At 72.9% G+C, this 17,228-nt stretch carries 11 protein-coding genes and 1 tRNA gene; 6 read left to right on the plus strand and 6 right to left on the minus strand.

The features are described from left to right. Positions 1–121: 121 nt before the first annotated feature. A complete protein-coding gene (gene lysA, locus AC4H2H_RS14545) occupies positions 122–1,561 on the minus strand; it encodes a diaminopimelate decarboxylase (RefSeq protein ID WP_494371527.1) in 1,440 nt (479 codons plus the stop codon). Then, positions 1,558–3,243, minus strand: coding sequence for an arginine--tRNA ligase (gene argS / locus AC4H2H_RS14550; protein WP_494371528.1), 1,686 nt, complete (start codon positions 3,241–3,243; stop codon positions 1,558–1,560). Before argS ends, lysA begins: the two co-directional genes overlap by 4 nt. Positions 3,244–3,395: 152 nt before the next feature. Between argS and AC4H2H_RS14555 the strand changes: the two genes are divergently transcribed. Both AC4H2H_RS14555 and AC4H2H_RS14560 read left to right on the plus strand, forming a co-directional pair. Continuing rightward, positions 3,396–3,468: transfer RNA gene (locus AC4H2H_RS14555), tRNA-Arg, on the plus strand. A gap of 117 nt (positions 3,469–3,585) precedes the next feature. Beyond that, entirely contained in the window at positions 3,586–4,218 is a 633-nt protein-coding gene (locus tag AC4H2H_RS14560) for a CYTH domain-containing protein (protein WP_494371529.1), read from the plus strand. Between the two features lie 333 nt (positions 4,219–4,551). Here the strand turns inward: AC4H2H_RS14560 and AC4H2H_RS14565 are convergent, their stop codons facing one another. From AC4H2H_RS14565 to AC4H2H_RS14575, 3 genes are all read right to left on the minus strand, one after another. Next, positions 4,552–5,361, minus strand: coding sequence for a M15 family metallopeptidase (locus AC4H2H_RS14565; RefSeq protein WP_494371530.1), 810 nt, complete (start codon positions 5,359–5,361; stop codon positions 4,552–4,554). Between the two features lie 204 nt (positions 5,362–5,565). Then, a complete protein-coding gene (locus AC4H2H_RS14570) occupies positions 5,566–6,621 on the minus strand; it encodes a hemolysin family protein (RefSeq protein ID WP_494371531.1) in 1,056 nt (351 codons plus the stop codon). Beyond that, positions 6,618–8,006, minus strand: coding sequence for a hemolysin family protein (locus AC4H2H_RS14575; protein WP_494371532.1), 1,389 nt, complete (start codon positions 8,004–8,006; stop codon positions 6,618–6,620). Before AC4H2H_RS14575 ends, AC4H2H_RS14570 begins: the two co-directional genes overlap by 4 nt. A gap of 282 nt (positions 8,007–8,288) precedes the next feature. Here AC4H2H_RS14575 and AC4H2H_RS14580 point away from each other — a divergent pair, with 282 nt between their 5' ends. The 3 genes from AC4H2H_RS14580 to AC4H2H_RS14590 all read left to right on the plus strand — a co-directional run bounded on the left by AC4H2H_RS14580 (position 8,289) and on the right by AC4H2H_RS14590 (position 14,286). Further along, a complete protein-coding gene (locus AC4H2H_RS14580; RefSeq protein WP_494371558.1) occupies positions 8,289–8,969 on the plus strand; it encodes a response regulator transcription factor in 681 nt (226 codons plus the stop codon). Continuing rightward, the gene (locus tag AC4H2H_RS14585) at positions 8,966–10,126 is read left to right on the plus strand and encodes a HAMP domain-containing sensor histidine kinase (RefSeq protein ID WP_494371533.1); all 1,161 of its coding nucleotides are present in this window, start codon (positions 8,966–8,968) and stop codon (positions 10,124–10,126) included. Before AC4H2H_RS14580 ends, AC4H2H_RS14585 begins: the two co-directional genes overlap by 4 nt. A 350-nt stretch (positions 10,127–10,476) precedes the next feature. Beyond that, on the plus strand, positions 10,477–14,286 hold the full coding sequence (locus AC4H2H_RS14590; protein WP_494371534.1) for a multifunctional oxoglutarate decarboxylase/oxoglutarate dehydrogenase thiamine pyrophosphate-binding subunit/dihydrolipoyllysine-residue succinyltransferase subunit: 3,810 nt from the start codon (positions 10,477–10,479) through the stop codon (positions 14,284–14,286). Between the two features lie 859 nt (positions 14,287–15,145). Here the strand turns inward: AC4H2H_RS14590 and AC4H2H_RS14595 are convergent. After that, the gene (locus AC4H2H_RS14595; RefSeq protein ID WP_494371535.1) at positions 15,146–16,141 is read right to left on the minus strand and encodes an aldo/keto reductase; all 996 of its coding nucleotides are present in this window, start codon (positions 16,139–16,141) and stop codon (positions 15,146–15,148) included. Between the two features lie 108 nt (positions 16,142–16,249). On the opposite strand from AC4H2H_RS14595, the gene AC4H2H_RS14600 reads away from it, so the two are divergent. Then, complete coding sequence (locus AC4H2H_RS14600) at positions 16,250–17,164, plus strand: aldose 1-epimerase family protein (protein ID WP_494371536.1); 915 nt, start codon at positions 16,250–16,252, stop codon at positions 17,162–17,164. The last annotated feature ends 64 nt before the right edge of the window (positions 17,165–17,228 follow it).

The raw sequence follows: 17,228 nt of genomic DNA on the forward strand, positions 1-17,228 counted from the left end.
CGGCGGGACGCCGCACGGCACAGGATACGTGCGCGACGGAGCTCGTCGACGCCCCTCCCGAGGAGTGGTCACGACCTCGTCCCGAGCCGCCCTGCCCGTGCGCGGCGGCGGATCGGGCAGGTCAGCCGTGGTCGAGCGCGAGGAGGTCCTCGACGGTCTCGCGCCGCACGAGCACGCGGCTCGCACCCTCGCGGACCCCGACGACGGGCGGACGCGTCAGCAGGTTGTAGTTCGACGCCATCGAGCGCCCGTAGGCCCCCGTCGCCGGCACCGCGAGGAGGTCTCCCGCGCGGACGTCGCCCGGCAGCATGACCTCGTGCACGACGATGTCGCCGCTCTCGCAGTGCTTGCCGACGACGCGCGCGAGCACGGGCGCCGCCTCCGACGACCGGCCCACGACCTCCGCGTGGTAGCGCGCGCCGTACAGGGCGGGACGGATGTTGTCGCTCATGCCGCCGTCCACCGAGACATAGGTGCGGACGAACGTCGTCGCTCCCTGGTGCTCGTCGCCCGGGGCCGCGGACGCAGGGTCCTGCGTGACCGTGACGGGCTTGACCGTCCCGACCGTGTAGAGCGTCATCCCCGCCGGCCCGACGATCGCGCGCCCGGGCTCGATCGAGAAGCGCGGCAGGGTCGTGCCGAGGTCGCGGGCCGCGCCGGACACCGCGCGGGCGACGGCCTGCGCGACCGGCGCGGGGTCGAGAGCCTCCTCGCCGGGGAGGTACGCGATGCCGTACCCGCCGCCGACGTCCACCTCGTCGACGAGCACGCCCGTGCGCGCCGCAAGGTCGGCGCGCAGGCCGAGGACGGCGCGGGCCGCGACCTCGAAGCCCGACGCGTCGAGGATCTGCGAGCCGATGTGCGAGTGGATCCCGAGCAGGTGCAGCGAGGACCGGTCGAGCACGGCGAGCAGGGCGGTCATCGCCGGGCTGTCCGGAGCGACGCCGTCGGGCCCGGGCGTTCCCGCCGCGACGGACAGGCCGAACTTCTGGTCCTCGTGCGCCGTCGAGATGTACTCGTGGCCGCCCGCGTGCACGCCCGTCGTCACGCGCACCATGACCGGTGCGACGACTCCGCGCGCCTCCGCGATCCGCGCGACGCGGTCCACCTCGACGAGCGAGTCGACGATGATGCGCCCGACGCCGACCTCGAGCGCGCGCTCGAGCTCCGCGTCCGACTTGTTGTTGCCGTGCAGCCCGATCTCGGCGCCGGGGACGCCCGCGCGCAGCGCGACGGCCAGCTCTCCCCCGCTCGCGGTGTCGACCCGCAGGCCCTCCTCGCGCGCCCAGCGCGCGACCGCGACCGTGAGCAGCGCCTTGCCCGCGTAGTACACGTCGACGTCCGAGCCGACGGCGCGGAACGCGTCCTCGAACGCCGTCCGGTAGGCCCGGGCGCGCGCACGGAAGTCCGCCTCGTCGAGCACGTACGCCGGGGTGCCGTGCTCGGCCGCGAGGTCGCGCACGTCGACGCCGGCGACCTCGAGCACACCGTCCGCGCGGCGCCGCACGCCGCTCGACCAGGGCTCGCCCGGGTAGGTCGCGTCGGCAGGGGCGGCGCTCACATGCGCTCCGGCGCGGAGACGCCGAGCAGGCCGAGGCCGTTGGCGAGGACCTGGCGCACGGCGTCGTTCAGCCACAGGCGCGTGCGGTGCGTGTCCGTGACCTCCTCGTCGGGGTAGGGCAGGACGCGCTGCGACTTCTGCTGGTACCACGTGTGGTAGTCGCCGGCCAAGGCCTCGAGGTAGCGCGCGACGCGGTGCGGCTCGCGCAGCTCCGCGGCCTGCGCGACGATCCGCGGGAACTCGGTCAGGCGCCCGATGAGGGCGGTCTCGGACGGGTGGTCGAGCAGCGCGGGCTCGAACCCGTCGGCGCGGGACACGCCACGGTCGGCCGCGTTGCGGTCCACGGCGGAGGTGCGCGAGTGCGCGTACTGCACGTAGAAGACGGGGTTCTCGTTCGTCGCGCGCGCGAGCAGGTCGAGGTCCAGGTCGATCGACGAGTCCGCCGACGAGCGCGCGAGCGAGTACCGCGCGGCGTCGACGCCGACCGCGCCGACGAGGTCGTCGATCGTCAGGACCGTCCCCGCGCGCTTGGACATGCGCACGGGCACGCCGTCCTTCACCAGGTTCACCAGCTGCCCGATGAGGATCTGCAGGTTCTTCCCGGGAGTGTCACCGAACGCCGCGCACACGGCCATCATGCGGCCCACGTACCCGTGGTGGTCCGCGCCGAGCATGATGATGACCTCGTCGAAGCCGCGCTCGCGCTTGTCGAGGTAGTACGCGATGTCGCCCGCGATGTAGGCGGCCTCGCCGTCGGACTTGATGACGACGCGGTCCTTGTCGTCGCCGAAGTCGGTCGTGCGCAGCCACGTCGCGCCGTCCTGCTCGTAGACCTGGCCCGCCTCGCGCAGGCGTGCGACCGCGCGCTCGACGGCGCCCGACTCGTGCAGCGAGTCCTCGTGGAAGTAGACGTCGAAGTCGACGCCGAAGTCGTGCAGCGACTTCCGGATCTCGCCGAACATGCGCTCGACGCCGCGCGCGCGGAACGCCTCCTGCGCCTCGGCGTCGGGCAGCGTGCGCGGGTCGGGCTCGCCCGCGGCGAGCGCTTCGGCGATGACCGCGTCGGCGATCTCGGAGATGTACTCGCCGCCGTACCCGTCGTCGGGGGCGGCCTCGCCCCGGGCACGCGCGAGGAGCGAGCGCGCGAAGCGGTCGATCTGCGCCCCGTGGTCGTTGAAGTAGTACTCGCGGGAGACGTCCGCGCCGCTCGCCTCGAGCACGCGTGCGAGCGAGTCGCCCACGGCAGCCCAGCGGACGCCGCCGATGTGGATCGGGCCGGTCGGGTTGGCCGAGACGAACTCGAGGTTCACGCGCTTGCCGGCCTCGGAGGCCCCCCGGCCGTACGCCGGGCCCGCCTCGACGATGGTGCGCGCGAGCTCGCCGGCGGTCGCGGCGTCGAGCGTGATGTTGAGGAAGCCCGGACCCGCGACGTCCACGGCCTTGACGCCCGGCGTCGCGGCGAGGCGGTTCGCGAGGTCCTCGGCGAGCGCTCGCGGCGTCGTGCCCGCCTTCTTGGCGAGCTGCAGCGCGACGTTCGTGGCCCAGTCGCCGTGCTCGCGCTGGCGGGGTCGCTCCACGTGGACGCGCTCGGGGACCGCGCCAGGGTCCAGGGCGAGGGTGCCGTCGGCGACGGCGGCGGCCAGGGCAGCGCTCAGCGCTTCGGAGAGCTCGTCGGGGGTCACCGGGCGATTCTACCGAGGCGCGCGCACCCGCCGTCGCGACCGGTTCCGGCGACGTCCTCGGACGAGCGGGCGTCCTCGTGACGGGCGAGACCCACGCATCCCGGACGGGCTGGTAGTCTCGTGCATCGCGTCGGCGGACACCGCAGGCGCACGCCCTCGTAGCTCAGTGGATAGAGCGTCTGCCTCCGGAGCAGAAGGTCGTAGGTTCGAATCCTATCGAGGGCACTTCCGACATGTCGGACTCCGAGCCCGGACCGCCTCAGGCGGACGGGCTCGACCCGTCTCCCGACGGGAGCGTGGCATCTCCTGTGCCGCCCGTTCCCGTCCCGCTACGGTGTCACCATGACCGACGGCGGCTACGGGGACTTCGAGTTCGAGCGCCGGTTCCTCGTGCACGAGCTCCCCGGCGACCTGCGCGACGCGCCCGCGCTCATCGTCCAGAGCTACTACCTCGCGGACGAGGGGTACGCGCTACGGCTCCGCGCCAAGGCGTCTGCGGTCGACGCCCCGATGGACGCGTCGACGGATCCGGTACGGCTCCTCGACCGGCACGCGGGCGCCGTCGACCTGTGCACGCTCACCGCGAAAGGGCCCGTGGCGGGCGGGACCCGCTACGAGGCGGAGCGCGAGATCGACGTCGCGGTCGGCCTGCAGATGATCCGGCGCGGCGGCGCGAGGATCGTCAAGACCCGCTACTCCGCCTGGCTCGGTGCCGACGGCTGGGTCGTCGACGTGTTCGGCGGCCCGAACCACCCGCTCGTCGTCGCGGAGTGCGAGCGCACCGGCCCAGTGACGGACCTGCAGATCCCTGCCTTCTGCGTCACCGAGCTCACCGACGACCCGCGCTTCTCCAACGACGCCCTCGCGAGCCGCCCCTACGGCGCCTGGCGCGACACGTTCGAGGCCGAGCTCGCCGCGACCGGCCCGCGGTTCCTCCAGGACTTCGGCCACAACGAGCGCCTCTCCGGCCCGTAGCCCGCACGGGGAGCCAGCTCGCGGAGCCAACTCGCGTGCAGCGTCGGATCGCCGGCAGGACGACGCCGACGACCGCCGACGAGATGCGAGAAGTGGTCCCTCGGACCGGAGCGAGAAGGGCCACTTCTTGCATCTCGCGCCTCCGACGACCCGGAAGGTCCCGGGCAGGACGAGCGGCGGGGTCGGACCGTGTGCGAAGGACGTCAAGGCGCGCTCGCGAAGCGAGGACGAACGACCACGGTGACGGCGCGCCAGTCCGAGCACACGGTCCGACGCCGCCGCGGACCGGACCACGCGGGCCGTGCACCCGGGCCCACGACGGACCCGGGCGGATCAGGAGTTCTGGACCTCTTCGACACCCTGCACGAACTCGAAGTGCCACGGCTCGTACGCGCCGCTGCCGCCGCGCTTGGCCCACGCCGGGTTCGCCCAGCCGTACGTGCCGCCGTTCTGGTTGATCCACGCGTAGACCTCGCGCGAACCGGTCTCGACCGAGCACAGGTCGATCGCGAGGCCCCAGCCGTGCATGGACCAGCCGGGAGGTGCGGCGAACGCGCCTCGGGTCGACTTGAGCGAGACCTGCGTCGAGAGCGTGCGGTACGACGAGACGAGGCACAGGTCACGACCGAAGTTCGCACGGAACGCCTCGTTCATGGCGGACAGGGCGACGGCCGCGTCGGGCCGCAGGTGCTCCCCGGCCTGCCAGAGCTCGCACAGCGCGTGCTGGTCGAGGTTGCCGTTGGTGCCCGCGGGGCGGATCGCCGGGTCGCAGCCCGGGAGAGGATCGCGGGCGGACGACCGGGATGCGGCTTCGGCACGCAGCTCCGTGCGGGGGGCGGCGGCGACGCTCTGGGAGACGGCGGGCGCCGTCGACCCGGCGGTCGCGAGGTCGAGCGCGCTCGGTCCGAGCGGCCGGGTCTCGGGCTCGAAGGGGGACCCCGTCCCGATGCCGTCCTCGGCACCCGCGGACAGGGGCATGGCGATCGTCGCGACGGCGAGCGTGCCGAGCACGGCCATGCGGGGGGCCCAGCGATGCTGGCCGGGGACCTGGACCTGGGACCGACGACGACGAGGGCCTTGCTCCGCCTCGCGCCGGGCGCGTCGGGACTCGAGAGCGGGGGCGCCCGTGCCGTGCGACTCCACCCGCCACCTGCCTTCCACGTTCCGGGGCCCACGAGGGGCGACCAGCACACGTCCGTGGGCCGGGATCCCGCTGGAACGGGGCCCTCGGCTCGCGGACGGCCGGTGGACTGCACCGACGACCGGGTCAATCACGGAACAGTAACGAAGCACCTCGACGATGCCAAGTCCCCTGCTCAGGACACCGCTCCGGGTACAGGACCGGGCTCACAGCCGGCCTCCGTGCCGGCGCTGCATCGCGTCGCGGACCTCCCCCACCAGCTCCTCCAGGATGTCCTCGAGGAACACGACGCCGAGCGGGCCCGCGCGCCCGGGTCCGTCGACGCGTGCCAGGTGGGCACCGGAGCGCTGCATGGCGCGCAGCGCGTCCTCGACCTCGTCGTCCGGCGCCGCCGTGGCGAGCGCCCGCACGCGCCACGCCGGGACGGGGAGCGCACGCGTCGCGTCGTCCGCGTAGAGGACGTCCTTCACGTGGAGATAGCCCACGAGGTCGCCCGTCGGGTCGGCGACGGCGAAGCGCGAGTAGCCCGTCCGCGCGACGAGCCGCTCCACCTCCTCGGGCGTGCACCCCTCGGTGACGGTGACGAGGTCCGCGAGCCGGATCATGACGTCGCTCGCGGTGCGCTCGGAGAACTCGATCGCACCCGAGAGCAGCCCTTGCTCGTCGTGGAGGACACCTTCCGCCTGGGAGTGCTCGACGATCGACTGCACCTCCTCGGCGGTGAACGCCGACGCGACCTCGTCCTTGGGCTCGACCCCGGTCGCGCGCACCGCGTGGTTGGCGAGCCAGTTGAGCGCGGCGATGATCGGACGCAGGACGCGGCCGATCCACACGAGCGGCGGCCCGAACCACATGACGGCGGTCTCCGGGCCGGCGACGGCGAGGTTCTTCGGGACCATCTCGCCGAGCACGACGTGCAGGTACACCACGATCCCGAGCGCCACGACGAACGCGATCGGGTGCGCGAGGGAGGTGCTCACGCCCAGCGCGTGCAGCGGGTCCTCGATGAGGTGCGCGAGCGCGGGCTCCGCGACGACGCCCAGGCCGGTCGAGCAGACGGTCACGCCGAGCTGGGCGCACGCGAGCATGAGCGACACGTTCTCCATGGCCCACAGCACGGTCCGGGCCCGCCGGTTGCCCTGCTCGGCGAGGGGCTCGATCGCCGATCGACGGGCGGAGATGACGGCGAACTCCGCGCCGACGAAGAACGCGTTGCCGGCGAGCAGGAGGACGGCGACGAGGAGCGCGGTGGTGGAGCTCATACGTCCGCCTCCGTCCCGGGCACGTGACGCACGCCGAGGCGCTCGACGCGACGGCCCTCCATCGCCTCGACGCGCAGCACCACGCCTCCTCCGGCGCCGGCGATCACGACGACCTCGTCGCCCGGTCCGGGCACCCGGCCCAGGCGGGCCATGACGAGGCCGCCGAGGGTCTCGTACGCGCCGTCCTCGGGCACCCGCAGCCCGGTGACCTCCGTGAGCTCGTCGGGCCGCATGACGCCGGGCACGAGCCACGAGCCGTCGGCGCGGCGGGCGGCACCCGAGCGGCGCGGGTCGTGCTCGTCGGCGACGTCCCCGACGAGCTCCTCGACGACGTCCTCGAGGGTCACGACACCGGAGGTGCCGCCGTACTCGTCGACGACGACCGCCATCTGGAGCCCGAAGCCGCGGAGCTCGACGAGGAGCGGGCCGAGACTCACCGTCTCGGGCACGCGCGGGGCGTCGACCATGAGCGCGGCGGCGGGAACCTCGTCGCGCCGCTCGTACGGGACGCCGACGGCGCGGCGCAGGTGGACGAGCCCGACGACGTCGTCCCGGTCCTCGCCGATGACGGGAAACCGTGAGTGGCCGGTCCGGCGTGCAGCGTCGACCACGTCCGCAGCGGTTGCGTCACGTGCCACGACGACCATGCGCATGCGGTCCGTCATGACGTCGACGGCGCTCAGCGCGTCGAGCTCGATGGAGTTGGTGAGCAGGGTCGCGACGGACACGTCGAGGGTGCCCTCCTGCGCGGAGCGGCGGACGAGCGCCGCGAGCTCGGACGCGGAGCGCGCTCCGGACAGCTCCTCGCGCGGCTCCACGCCGACGCGCCGCAGGATCGCGTTCGCGGAGCCGTTGAGGACGGCGATGACCGGGCGGAGGAGCTTGGTGAACTGACGCTGCACCGGCACGACCTGCCGTGCCGTCGCGTACGGAGCGCTCAGGGCGAAGTTCTTGGGGATGAGCTCCCCGAACAGCATCGAGAAGAAATTCACGACCAGGAGGGCCAGGACCCCCGCGAGGACGGCGGCGGCAGCCTCTCCCAGCGCCGTGCCGCGCAGGCCGGCGCCGAAGAGCGAGAGGAGGGCGGGCTGGGCGGTGTAGCCCAGGAGGATCGTCGTGACGGTGATGCCGACCTGCGCCGAGGAGAGCTCGGTCGACAGGTGCTTGAGACCGGCGCGCACGCTGCGGTCACGGCGGTCCGCCCGCGACGGCCGAGGAGGACGTGAGGTCCCCGGTCTGTCGCCCTCCTGGTCGGCCGGGTCGTCGTCGCCGGCCGGGAGGACGGCGGGGTCGAGGGTGACCAGGGAGAACTCGCTGGCCACGAAGACGGCGGTGCCTGCGGTGAGGAGCACCCCGAGCGCAACCATGACCCAGTCGCCTACCACGAGGTGCTCCACCGATATCGGGAAGTGCGCTTCATCGTGCCGACGATGCTAGCGCCCGCTGCACCGCACGCGCTCGGTGCGCACGCGGTGCGTGGACCGTGGGCGCCCGGGAAATCCGGCCGACCTGGGCCGACGTGTGCCACGCTGTATCCCATGGCAGATCCGAGGGCAGCGAGTGCGTTCCCGACCGGCGCCGGCGCCGGTCCCGTCCCGGGCCGGGCCACCGCGCCCACGACGGGCACGTCGGCCGGCGCCGGCGGTCCCGCCCAGCAGGCCGCCACGGTGCTCGTCGTCGAGGACGAGCCCGCGATCGCGACGGCCATCGCGCAGCGGCTCAGCGCCGAGGGGTGGCGTGTCGAGGTCGCCCGCGACGGCCTGTCGGGCGTCGAGGCGGCGACCCGGCTGCGTCCGGACGTCATCGTCCTGGACGTCATGCTGCCGGGGATCGACGGGCTCGAGGTGACACGACGCATCCAGGCCGACCAGCCCGTGCCGATCCTCATGCTCACCGCGCGCGACGACGAGACGGACATGCTCATCGGTCTCGGGGTGGGCGCCGACGACTACATGACGAAGCCGTTCTCGATGCGCGAGCTCGTCGCCCGGATCAAGGCGCTGCTGCGCCGCGTCGACCGCGCCACGCAGGCCGCGAGCGCCGCGCCCGCGGACCCACCCATGGCCGTGGGCGACGTGACGATCGACAAGGCCCAGCGACGGGTCTACCGCGCGGGCGAGGAGGTCCATCTCACGCCGACCGAGTTCGAGCTGCTCGTCATGCTCGCGAGCTCGCCCAAGACCGTGCTCACGCGCGAGCGGCTCCTCGCCGAGGTGTGGGACTGGGCGGACGCGAGCGGCACACGCACGGTCGACTCCCACATCAAGGCGCTGCGCCGCAAGCTCGGGGCGGACCTCATCCGGACCGTGCACGGCGTGGGCTACGCGTTCGAGCCGCCCGCCGGATGACTCTCCCTGCCGGCGACCCCGGCCCCCAGGGGGACGAGCGGCCGCCCGCGCCCGGGCACCGGTCCCACACGATCCGCCCGCACCTGCCCGACGTCCGGCCGCTCGACTCGTTCCGCTCGCTGAAGATCAAGCTCGGCGTGCTCGTCGCGGCGACGGTGACGCTCGCCGTCCTCATCACGTGGATCGGGCTGCAGAACCAGCTCGGCCCGTCGCGCACGTTCCCGCTCGCGATCGTCCTCTCGCTGCTGCTCACCCAGCTCCTCGCGCGCGGCATGACGTCGCCGCTGCGCGAGATGACGGCCGCGGCGCGCGCCATGGCCGACGGCGACTACACGCGCCGCGTGCGCGCGACGAGCCGTGACGAGGTGGGCCAGCTCGCGGTCGCGTTCAACGTCATGGCGGAGGACCTCGCGACGAGCGACCAGGTGCGCCGCGAGCTCATCGCCAACGTGTCGCACGAGCTGCGCACCCCCATCGCGGCGCTGCAGGCGCAGCTCGAGAACGTGGTCGACGGCGTCACGCAGCCCACGCCCGCGACGATGGAGATGGCGCTCGCGCAGACGGAGCGGCTCACGCGCCTCGTGTCCTACCTGCTGGACCTGTCCCGCATCGAGGCCGGGGCGGCGGCGCTGAACATCACCGAGATCGACGTGGGCGACTTCCTCGAGGAGAACGCCGATGCCGTGTCGATGGTCGAGGCGGGCAAACAGCTGCAGTACGTCGTCGACGTCACTCCTCCGGACCTCGTGCTCGAGGCCGACCGCGAGCGCCTCCACCAGGTCGTGGTGAACCTCCTGCAGAACGCGATCCGGCACTCCCCGCAGGGCGGCGAGATCCGGCTCGAGGCGTACCCGGTGGACGACGACGTCGTCATCGAGGTCGTCGACGAGGGGCCGGGGATCGCCAAGGAGGACCGCGAGCGCATCTTCGAGCGGTTCGCCCGGGCCAGCGCGACGGGGTCGCACACGACGACGGGCGGCTCGACGGGCGGCACGGGTATCGGCCTCGCGATCGTGCGGTGGGCGGTGGACCTGCACGGCGGCCGGATCGAGGTCGCCGACTCGCGCAGCGGTGCCGTGATGCGGGTGACGTTGCCCGCGCGAGCGGGCGCCGTCGCGGACGACGAGACGGGCCCCGACCCCGGTGTGCTCGCGTGAGATGCCTCACACATCGGCGGTCGGATACCTCGCGATGGGGTGGAATTCCGCGATCTTGCCCTCCGACGAGGTGAGCGTGGCATCGCGTTTGCCTCGCGCAGACGCGGCGTGAAGAACCGGCGGACGGGTCGCACGGGAAGCCCCCGCGCGGCCTCCTCGGCGGCCGTCGAGGGCCTAGGCTGGAGGGGTCCGGAATCCGGACGAGTCTGCGCCGACGTCGGTCGTCACGCTTCCCGCGCGCCGTCCCGCGTCGACACGACTGTGACCGACAGCGAACTCCGTGTGTGAAAGTGGGCGATCCTCGCGTGTCCCCGAAGGCTGAGTCAGAGGCGATCAGCGACGCAAGCTCCGTGTTCGGAGCGAACGAGTGGCTCGTCGACGAACTGTACGAGCAGTACCTCCAGGACAAGAACGCGGTCGACCCCGCGTGGTGGGACTTCTTCGAGGACTACCGTCCCGCGGAGCGTGCCGAGGAGGCCGGGCAGCAGGACGAGCGGGCGAGCGATGCCGCGACGAGCGCCCCGGTGAACGGCGCGTCGCCCGCGACTTCGGGCAACGGCTCCCCCGCCGCCGCGCCTCGGACGGCCCCCGCACCCTCCGCCGTGACGGACGGTTCTGCCGCCGCCGAGGCCGCGCAGCGCGTCAAGCCGCCGAAGCTCCCGGCCGACCCGGCGGTCAACGCCGCAGTCGAGGCCGTGCGCGCGACCAAGCCGGTCGCGACGGCGCAGCCCGCGACAGCGCCCTACGCGCAGGTCCCCGCGCGCAAGGTGGCCGGCGCCCCGAGCGCCGAGGCCCAGCCCGTCGACGACGTGCAGAAGCTCCGCGGTCCGGCAGCGCGCGTCGTGACGAACATGGAGTCGAGCCTCACGGTGCCGACCGCGACGTCGGTGCGCGCCGTGCCGGCCAAGCTCATGGTCGACAACCGCACCGTCATCAACAACCACCTCGCGCGCGGCCGCGGCGGCAAGATCTCCTTCACGCACCTCATCGGGTTCGCGCTCGTCGAGGCCCTCGCGGACATGCCCGTCATGAACGCGAGCTACACCGACCTCGACGGCAAGCCCGCGGTCAACCAGCCCGCGCACGTCAACTTCGGCCTCGCGATCGACCTCGCCAAGCCCGACGGCTCGCGCCAGCTCCTCGTGCCGAGCATCAAGAAGGCCGAGACGATGGACTTCGCCCAGTTCTGGGCGGCCTACGAGGACCTCGTCCGCCGGGCGCGCGGGGCCAAGCTCGGCGTCGACGACTTCGCCGGCACGACCATCTCCCTCACCAACCCGGGCGGCATCGGCACGGTGCACTCCGTGCCGCGCCTCATGCAGGGCCAGGGGACGATCATCGGCGTCGGGGCGATGGACTACCCCGCCGAGTTCGCGGGCGCCTCCACGGAGCGCCTCGCGCGCCTCGGCATCTCGAAGGTCCTCACGATCACGTCGACGTACGACCACCGCATCATCCAGGGTGCGCAGTCGGGTGAGTTCCTGCGGATCCTCTCGCAGAAGCTCCTCGGCGAGGACGGCTTCTACGACCGCGTGTTCGCGTCGCTGCGGATCCCCTACGAGCCGGTGCGCTGGGTCCGTGACAACACGACGGACGCCGAGATCGAGGCGGCCAAGCCCGCGAAGATCGCGGAGCTCATCCACTCCTACCGCTCGCGCGGCCACCTCATGGCGGACACCGACCCGCTCGCGTACCGCCAGCGCAAGCACGGCGACCTGGACATCCAGAACCACGGCATGACGCTGTGGGACCTCGACCGCACGTTCCCCACGGGCGGGTTCGGCGGCAGCACGAAGTCGTCGCTGCGCGACATCCTCGGCCTGCTGCGCGACTCGTACTGCCGCACGGTGGGCATCGAGTACATGCACCTCGCGGACCGCACGCAGCGCAAGTGGCTGCAGGAGCGGCTCGAGTCCGGGTACGCCCGCACGCCGCGCGAGGACCAGCTGCGCATCCTGCGCCGCCTCAACTCCGCCGAGGCGTTCGAGACGTTCCTGCAGACGAAGTTCGTCGGCCAGAAGCGCTTCTCGCTCGAAGGCGGCGAGTCGCTCATCCCGCTGCTCGACGCGATCCTGTCGAAGGCGGCGGAGAACGGCCTCGACGAGGTCGGCATCGGTATGGCGCACCGCGGGCGCCTCAACGTGCTGGCGAACATCGCCGGCAAGAGCTACGCGCAGATCTTCGCCGAGTTCGAGGGCAACCTGGACCCGAAGAGCGTGCAGGGCTCGGGCGACGTGAAGTACCACCTCGGCACCGAGGGCGTCTTCACCGCCGAGACCGGCGCGACGACCAAGGTCTACCTCGCGGCGAACCCGTCGCACCTCGAGGCGGTCGACCCGGTGCTCGAGGGCATCGTGCGCGCCAAGCAGGACCGCATCGACCTCGGCGGCGACGGCTTCTCCGTGCTGCCGATCCTCATCCACGGCGACGCCGCCTTCGCGGGCCAGGGCGTCGTGCCCGAGGTGCTCAACCTCGCGCAGCTGCGCGGCTACCGTACCGGCGGCACCGTGCACGTCCTCATCAACAACCAGGTCGGGTTCACCACGGGCCCGTCGTCGTCGCGCTCGACGACGTACGCGACCGACGTCGCCAAGGGCTACCAGGTCCCGATCTTCCACGTGAACGGCGACGACCCCGAGGCGTGCGTCCGCGTCGCCGAGCTCGCCTTCGCGTTCCGCGAGCAGTTCGACCGCGACGTGATCATCGACCTGATCTGCTACCGCCGCCGCGGTCACAACGAGGGCGACGACCCCTCGATGACGCAGCCGCTCATGTACAATCTCATCGAGGCCAAGCGCTCGGTGCGCAAGCTGTACACCGAGAACCTCGTCGCGCGCGGGGACATCACGCTCGAGGAGGCCGAGCACGTCCTGCAGGACTACCAGGCCCAGCTCGAGCGCGTCTTCACGGAGACGAAGGAGGGCGGGTACACGCCGAGCGCCGACAAGGAGCCGGTGGCCGGTCTCGAGCGCCCCGAGTCCCAGCTCGAGGACGCCGGCACGATGGTCGGCTGGAAGACCGCGATCGACCGCTCCGTCCTCGAGCGCCTCGGCCAGGTCCACGTCGCGCCGCCCGAGGGCTTCACCGTGCACCCCAAGCTCGCGCAGCTCCTCGAGAAGCGGCGCCAGATGTCCGTCGACGGCGGCATCGACTGGGGCTTCGGCGAGCTCGCCGCGTTCGGCTCCCTCCTCATGGAGGGCACCCCCGTCCGCCTCGCCGGCCAGGACTCGCGCCGCGGCACGTTCGTGCAGCGCCACGCCGTCCTCCACGACCGCGAGACCGGCGCCGAGTGGACGCCGCTGCTCTACCTCTCCGCGGAGCAGGCGAAGTTCTGGGTCTACGACTCGTCCCTGTCCGAGTACGCCGCCCTCGGCTTCGAGTACGGCTACTCCGTGGAGCGACCCGACGCGCTCGTCCTCTGGGAGGCGCAGTTCGGCGACTTCGTCAACGGTGCCCAGACGGTGATCGACGAGTTCATCTCGTCCGCCGAGCAGAAGTGGGGCCAGTACTCGTCCGTCGTCATGCTGCTCCCCCACGGCTACGAGGGCCAGGGGCCGGACCACTCGTCCGCGCGCATCGAGCGCTTCCTGCAGCTCGCGGCCGAGAACAACATGACGATCGCCCAGCCGTCGACGCCCGCGTCCTACTTCCACCTGCTGCGCCGCCAGGCGTACGACCGTCCGCGTCGTCCGCTCGTCGTCTTCACACCGAAGCAGCTGCTGCGCCTCAAGGCCGCCGCGTCGAACGTCGAGGAGTTCACGACCGGGACGTTCCAGCCCGTCGTCCCCGACGCCGCGGTCGACCCGGCCAAGGTCGAGCGCGTGCTCCTGTGCACCGGCCGCGTCTACTACGACCTCCTCGCCGAGCGCACCAAGCGCGGCGACGAGGGCGTGGCGATCGTCCGGCTCGAGCAGCTCTACCCGCTCGACGTCGACGGCATCCGTGCCGAGCTCGCGAAGTACTCCGGTGCCGAGGTCGTGTGGGTCCAGGACGAGCCCGAGAACCAGGGCGCCTGGTCGTTCATCCACATCAACCTGCCCGACGACCTGCCGCGAGTCAGCGTCGCGTCCCGCCCGGCATCCGCATCGACGGCGACCGGCACGGCGAAGAAGCACCAGGCCCAGCAGTCCGTGCTCCTCGAGCAGGCGTTCGCCCGCTGACGATCGCTTTCGTCTGAGCGCGCACGAAGGCCCCTTCCGTACGGAAGGGGCCTTCATCGTACGGGCGGGCGGCGTCATGGGTACGTCCGGGCGGTGGGTGCGGTGCGGGGGCGCGGGTCTACCATCCGGCCGCTCGTGCCTCGCGGCCTCCCGCCAGGCCCTCCACGACCCGCGCCCCCGCACCGCACCCACCCCCCTCGTAGGCACCTCGCCTCCGCGCGCGGCGGACCAGGCCCACGCTCCGCACCTCGACCCGTTCGTGACAGCCCGTCTCGCGCCCGCGCCGCCGTCGCTCGGTCGCTCGGTCGCTCGGTCGCTTGGTCGCTCGGTCGCTCGGTCGCTCGGTCGCTCGGTCGCTCGGTCGCTCGAGCACGACACCACACGCCGTCGAACATGACCTGGGTGTCGGCAAGCGGTGCACAACGACGCTCAGGTCGTGTTCGGCGGGTGCCGCGCGCGGCGCCGGACCGTCCGCCGTCGGCGGGCCGGCTGCAGGCCGCGCATCGACGCCGATGCTGGCGGCCGCGACCGGGCCAGACCGCGTCGGGCCGGGCCAGGCCAGGCCAGACCAGGCCGGGCCGGGCCGGGCCGGGCCGGGCCGGGCCGGGCCAGGCCGTGCCCGGTGGTCGTCGCGCGGGTGCGCGACATGTCGGCGACGCGACGGCAGGTCGGGGCGGGAGGGGCGGCGGCGGGTCGTGGTGGGTCTGGCGGGAGCCGCGAGGGACGAGCGGCGGATGGTAGACCCGCCGCCGCCCCTCCCGCTCCGACCACCCAGCCACGGCCACCGGACCCCGGAACCCGGAACCCGGAACCCGGGACCGGACCCGGACCCGGACCCGGACCCGGACCCGGACCCACCTCACCAGCGGTCGTGGATCTTCGCCCTCAGGTGCTCGTCGTAGATCTCCCGGACGCCGGACGCGAAGAGCGGGCCGAGGACGTCGGCGCTTCCCGCGACGGCGTTGGCGCGCGCCTGGTCGGCGCTGCGGGCGCCGGGGATGACGGTGGTGACGCCGGGCTGCTGCCAGACCCATGCGAGCGCGACCTGCGCGGGCGTGAGGTCCTGCGCGACGACGTCGCGCACCAGCGTGGAGAACTCGTCCGCCGCCTGCACACCCGTCTCGAAGTCGACGCCGGAGAACGTCTCGCCGACGTCGAACGCGCTGCCGTCGCGGTTGTACGTGCGGTGGTCGTCGGCGGCGAAGGTGGTGTCCTTGGTGTACTTCCCCGTGAGCAGCCCCGACGCGAGGGGGACGCGTGCGATGACGCCGACGCCGGCGTCGGACGCGGCGGGCAGCACCTGGTCGAGCGGCTTGAGGCGGAACGCGTTGAGGATGATCTGGACGCTCGCGACATGGGGCCGGGCGATGGCGGTCAGGGCCTCGTCGACGGTCTCGACGCTCACCCCGTAGGCGGCGATCGCTCCCTCGGCGACGAGGGTGTCCAGCGCGTCGTAGACCTCGTCGCGCGAGTACACGGCTGTCGGTGGGCAGTGGAGCTGCACGAGGTCGAGCCGCTCGGTGCGCAGGTTGGCGCGCGAGCGGTCGGTCCACTCGCGGAACTTCGCGAGCGTGTAGTTGTCGGGGTCCTGCGCCTCGCGACGGCCCATCTTGGTCGCGACCGTGATGCCGTGGCCGGGGTTGTCGGCGAGGTAGGAGCCGATGATCTGCTCGCTGCGGCCGTCGCCGTAGACGTCGGCGGTGTCGAAGAACGTCACGCCGGCCTCGGCGGAGGCGTCGAGGACCGCGCGCGCGTCGCCCTCGTCGACGTCGCCCCAGTCGGCGCCGAGCTGCCACGTCCCGAGCCCCACCACCGAGACGAGCCGTCCCGTGCGTCCGAGCACACGTCGTTCCATCGTTCCTCCTCGTGCTGCGTCGGGCGCGCAGGTGCACGTGCCCGGGCACCGAGTCTGACGGTCGGCGGGCCATCGTGCACCCGCGCACGCCGAGTACCGTGTGTGAGCGTGAACACCGACGCACCCTCCGGCGCACAGCTGCGCATCTCCCACGGCGACCACGTCGCCACGATCACCGAGGTCGGAGCGGCCGTCCGCGAGTACGCGGTCGCCGGTCGCCCGGTCTTCGTCCCCTTCGCCGAGCACGAGGTCTCGCCCGCCTTCAACGCGGCGGTGCTGCTGCCCTGGCCGAACCGCCTGCGCGACGGCCAGTACGAGCTCGACGGGACCGCGTTCCAGGTTCCCGTCACCGAGTTCGAGCGCAGCACGGCGCTGCACGGCCTCGCCTGCTGGGAGCGCTGGTCGGTCGTGGAGCACAGGGATGCCGAGGTCGTCCTCGAGCTGCGCCTCGTCCCGACACCGGGCTACCCGTTCGCGCTCGTCTCGCGCGTCACGTACACGCTGGGCGACGACGGGCTCCGGGTGCAGGTGCGCACGACCAACTCCGGGACGGGGACGGCGCCCTACGGCGTGGGCTTCCACCCGTGGCTCTCCCCCGCGGGCGCGGACCTCGACGACTGCACGATCCGCCTCGACGCGTCCACGCGGGTGACGACCGACGACCGTCTGCTCCCGACGGGCACGGAACCGGTCGCCGGCAGGTTCGACCTGCGCGAGACGCGGTCGCTGCGGGGCGTGGACGTCGACGACGCGTACGTCGACGTGACGCGCGACGACGCGGGCCTGTCGTGGATCCGCCTGGGTGCACCCGACGGTCGCACGGCCGCGGTCTGGATGGACTCGTCGATGGACACGTGGCAGATCTGCACGGGCGACCACGTGGGCGACGTCGCGTTCCGGCGTTCGGGTGTCGCCGCGGAGCCCATGAGCTGTATCGCGGACGCGTTCCGTACGGGTGACCGGCTGGTCCGGCTCGCACCGGGCGACGCCCACGAGGTGACGTGGGGCGCGACGCTCCTGTGAGCGCGCCGTGGGTGGGTGGGGTGGGTGGGTGGGTGCCCATCCACCCCGCCCGACGTGAGGCGCC

Source organism: Cellulosimicrobium sp. BMG9.22 (assembly GCF_059159975.1).

What these genes read in the sequence shown, in the direction of transcription:
- AC4H2H_RS14560 (WP_494371529.1), top strand. Translation starts at nt 3,586, where the DNA reads ATGACCGACGGCGGCTACGGGGACTTCGAGTTCGAGCGCCGGTTCCTC.
- AC4H2H_RS14570 (WP_494371531.1), bottom strand. Translation starts at nt 6,621, where the DNA reads ATGAGCTCCACCACCGCGCTCCTCGTCGCCGTCCTCCTGCTCGCCGGC.
- AC4H2H_RS14595 (WP_494371535.1), bottom strand. Translation starts at nt 16,141, where the DNA reads ATGGAACGACGTGTGCTCGGACGCACGGGACGGCTCGTCTCGGTGGTG.
- AC4H2H_RS14585 (WP_494371533.1), top strand. Translation starts at nt 8,966, where the DNA reads ATGACTCTCCCTGCCGGCGACCCCGGCCCCCAGGGGGACGAGCGGCCG.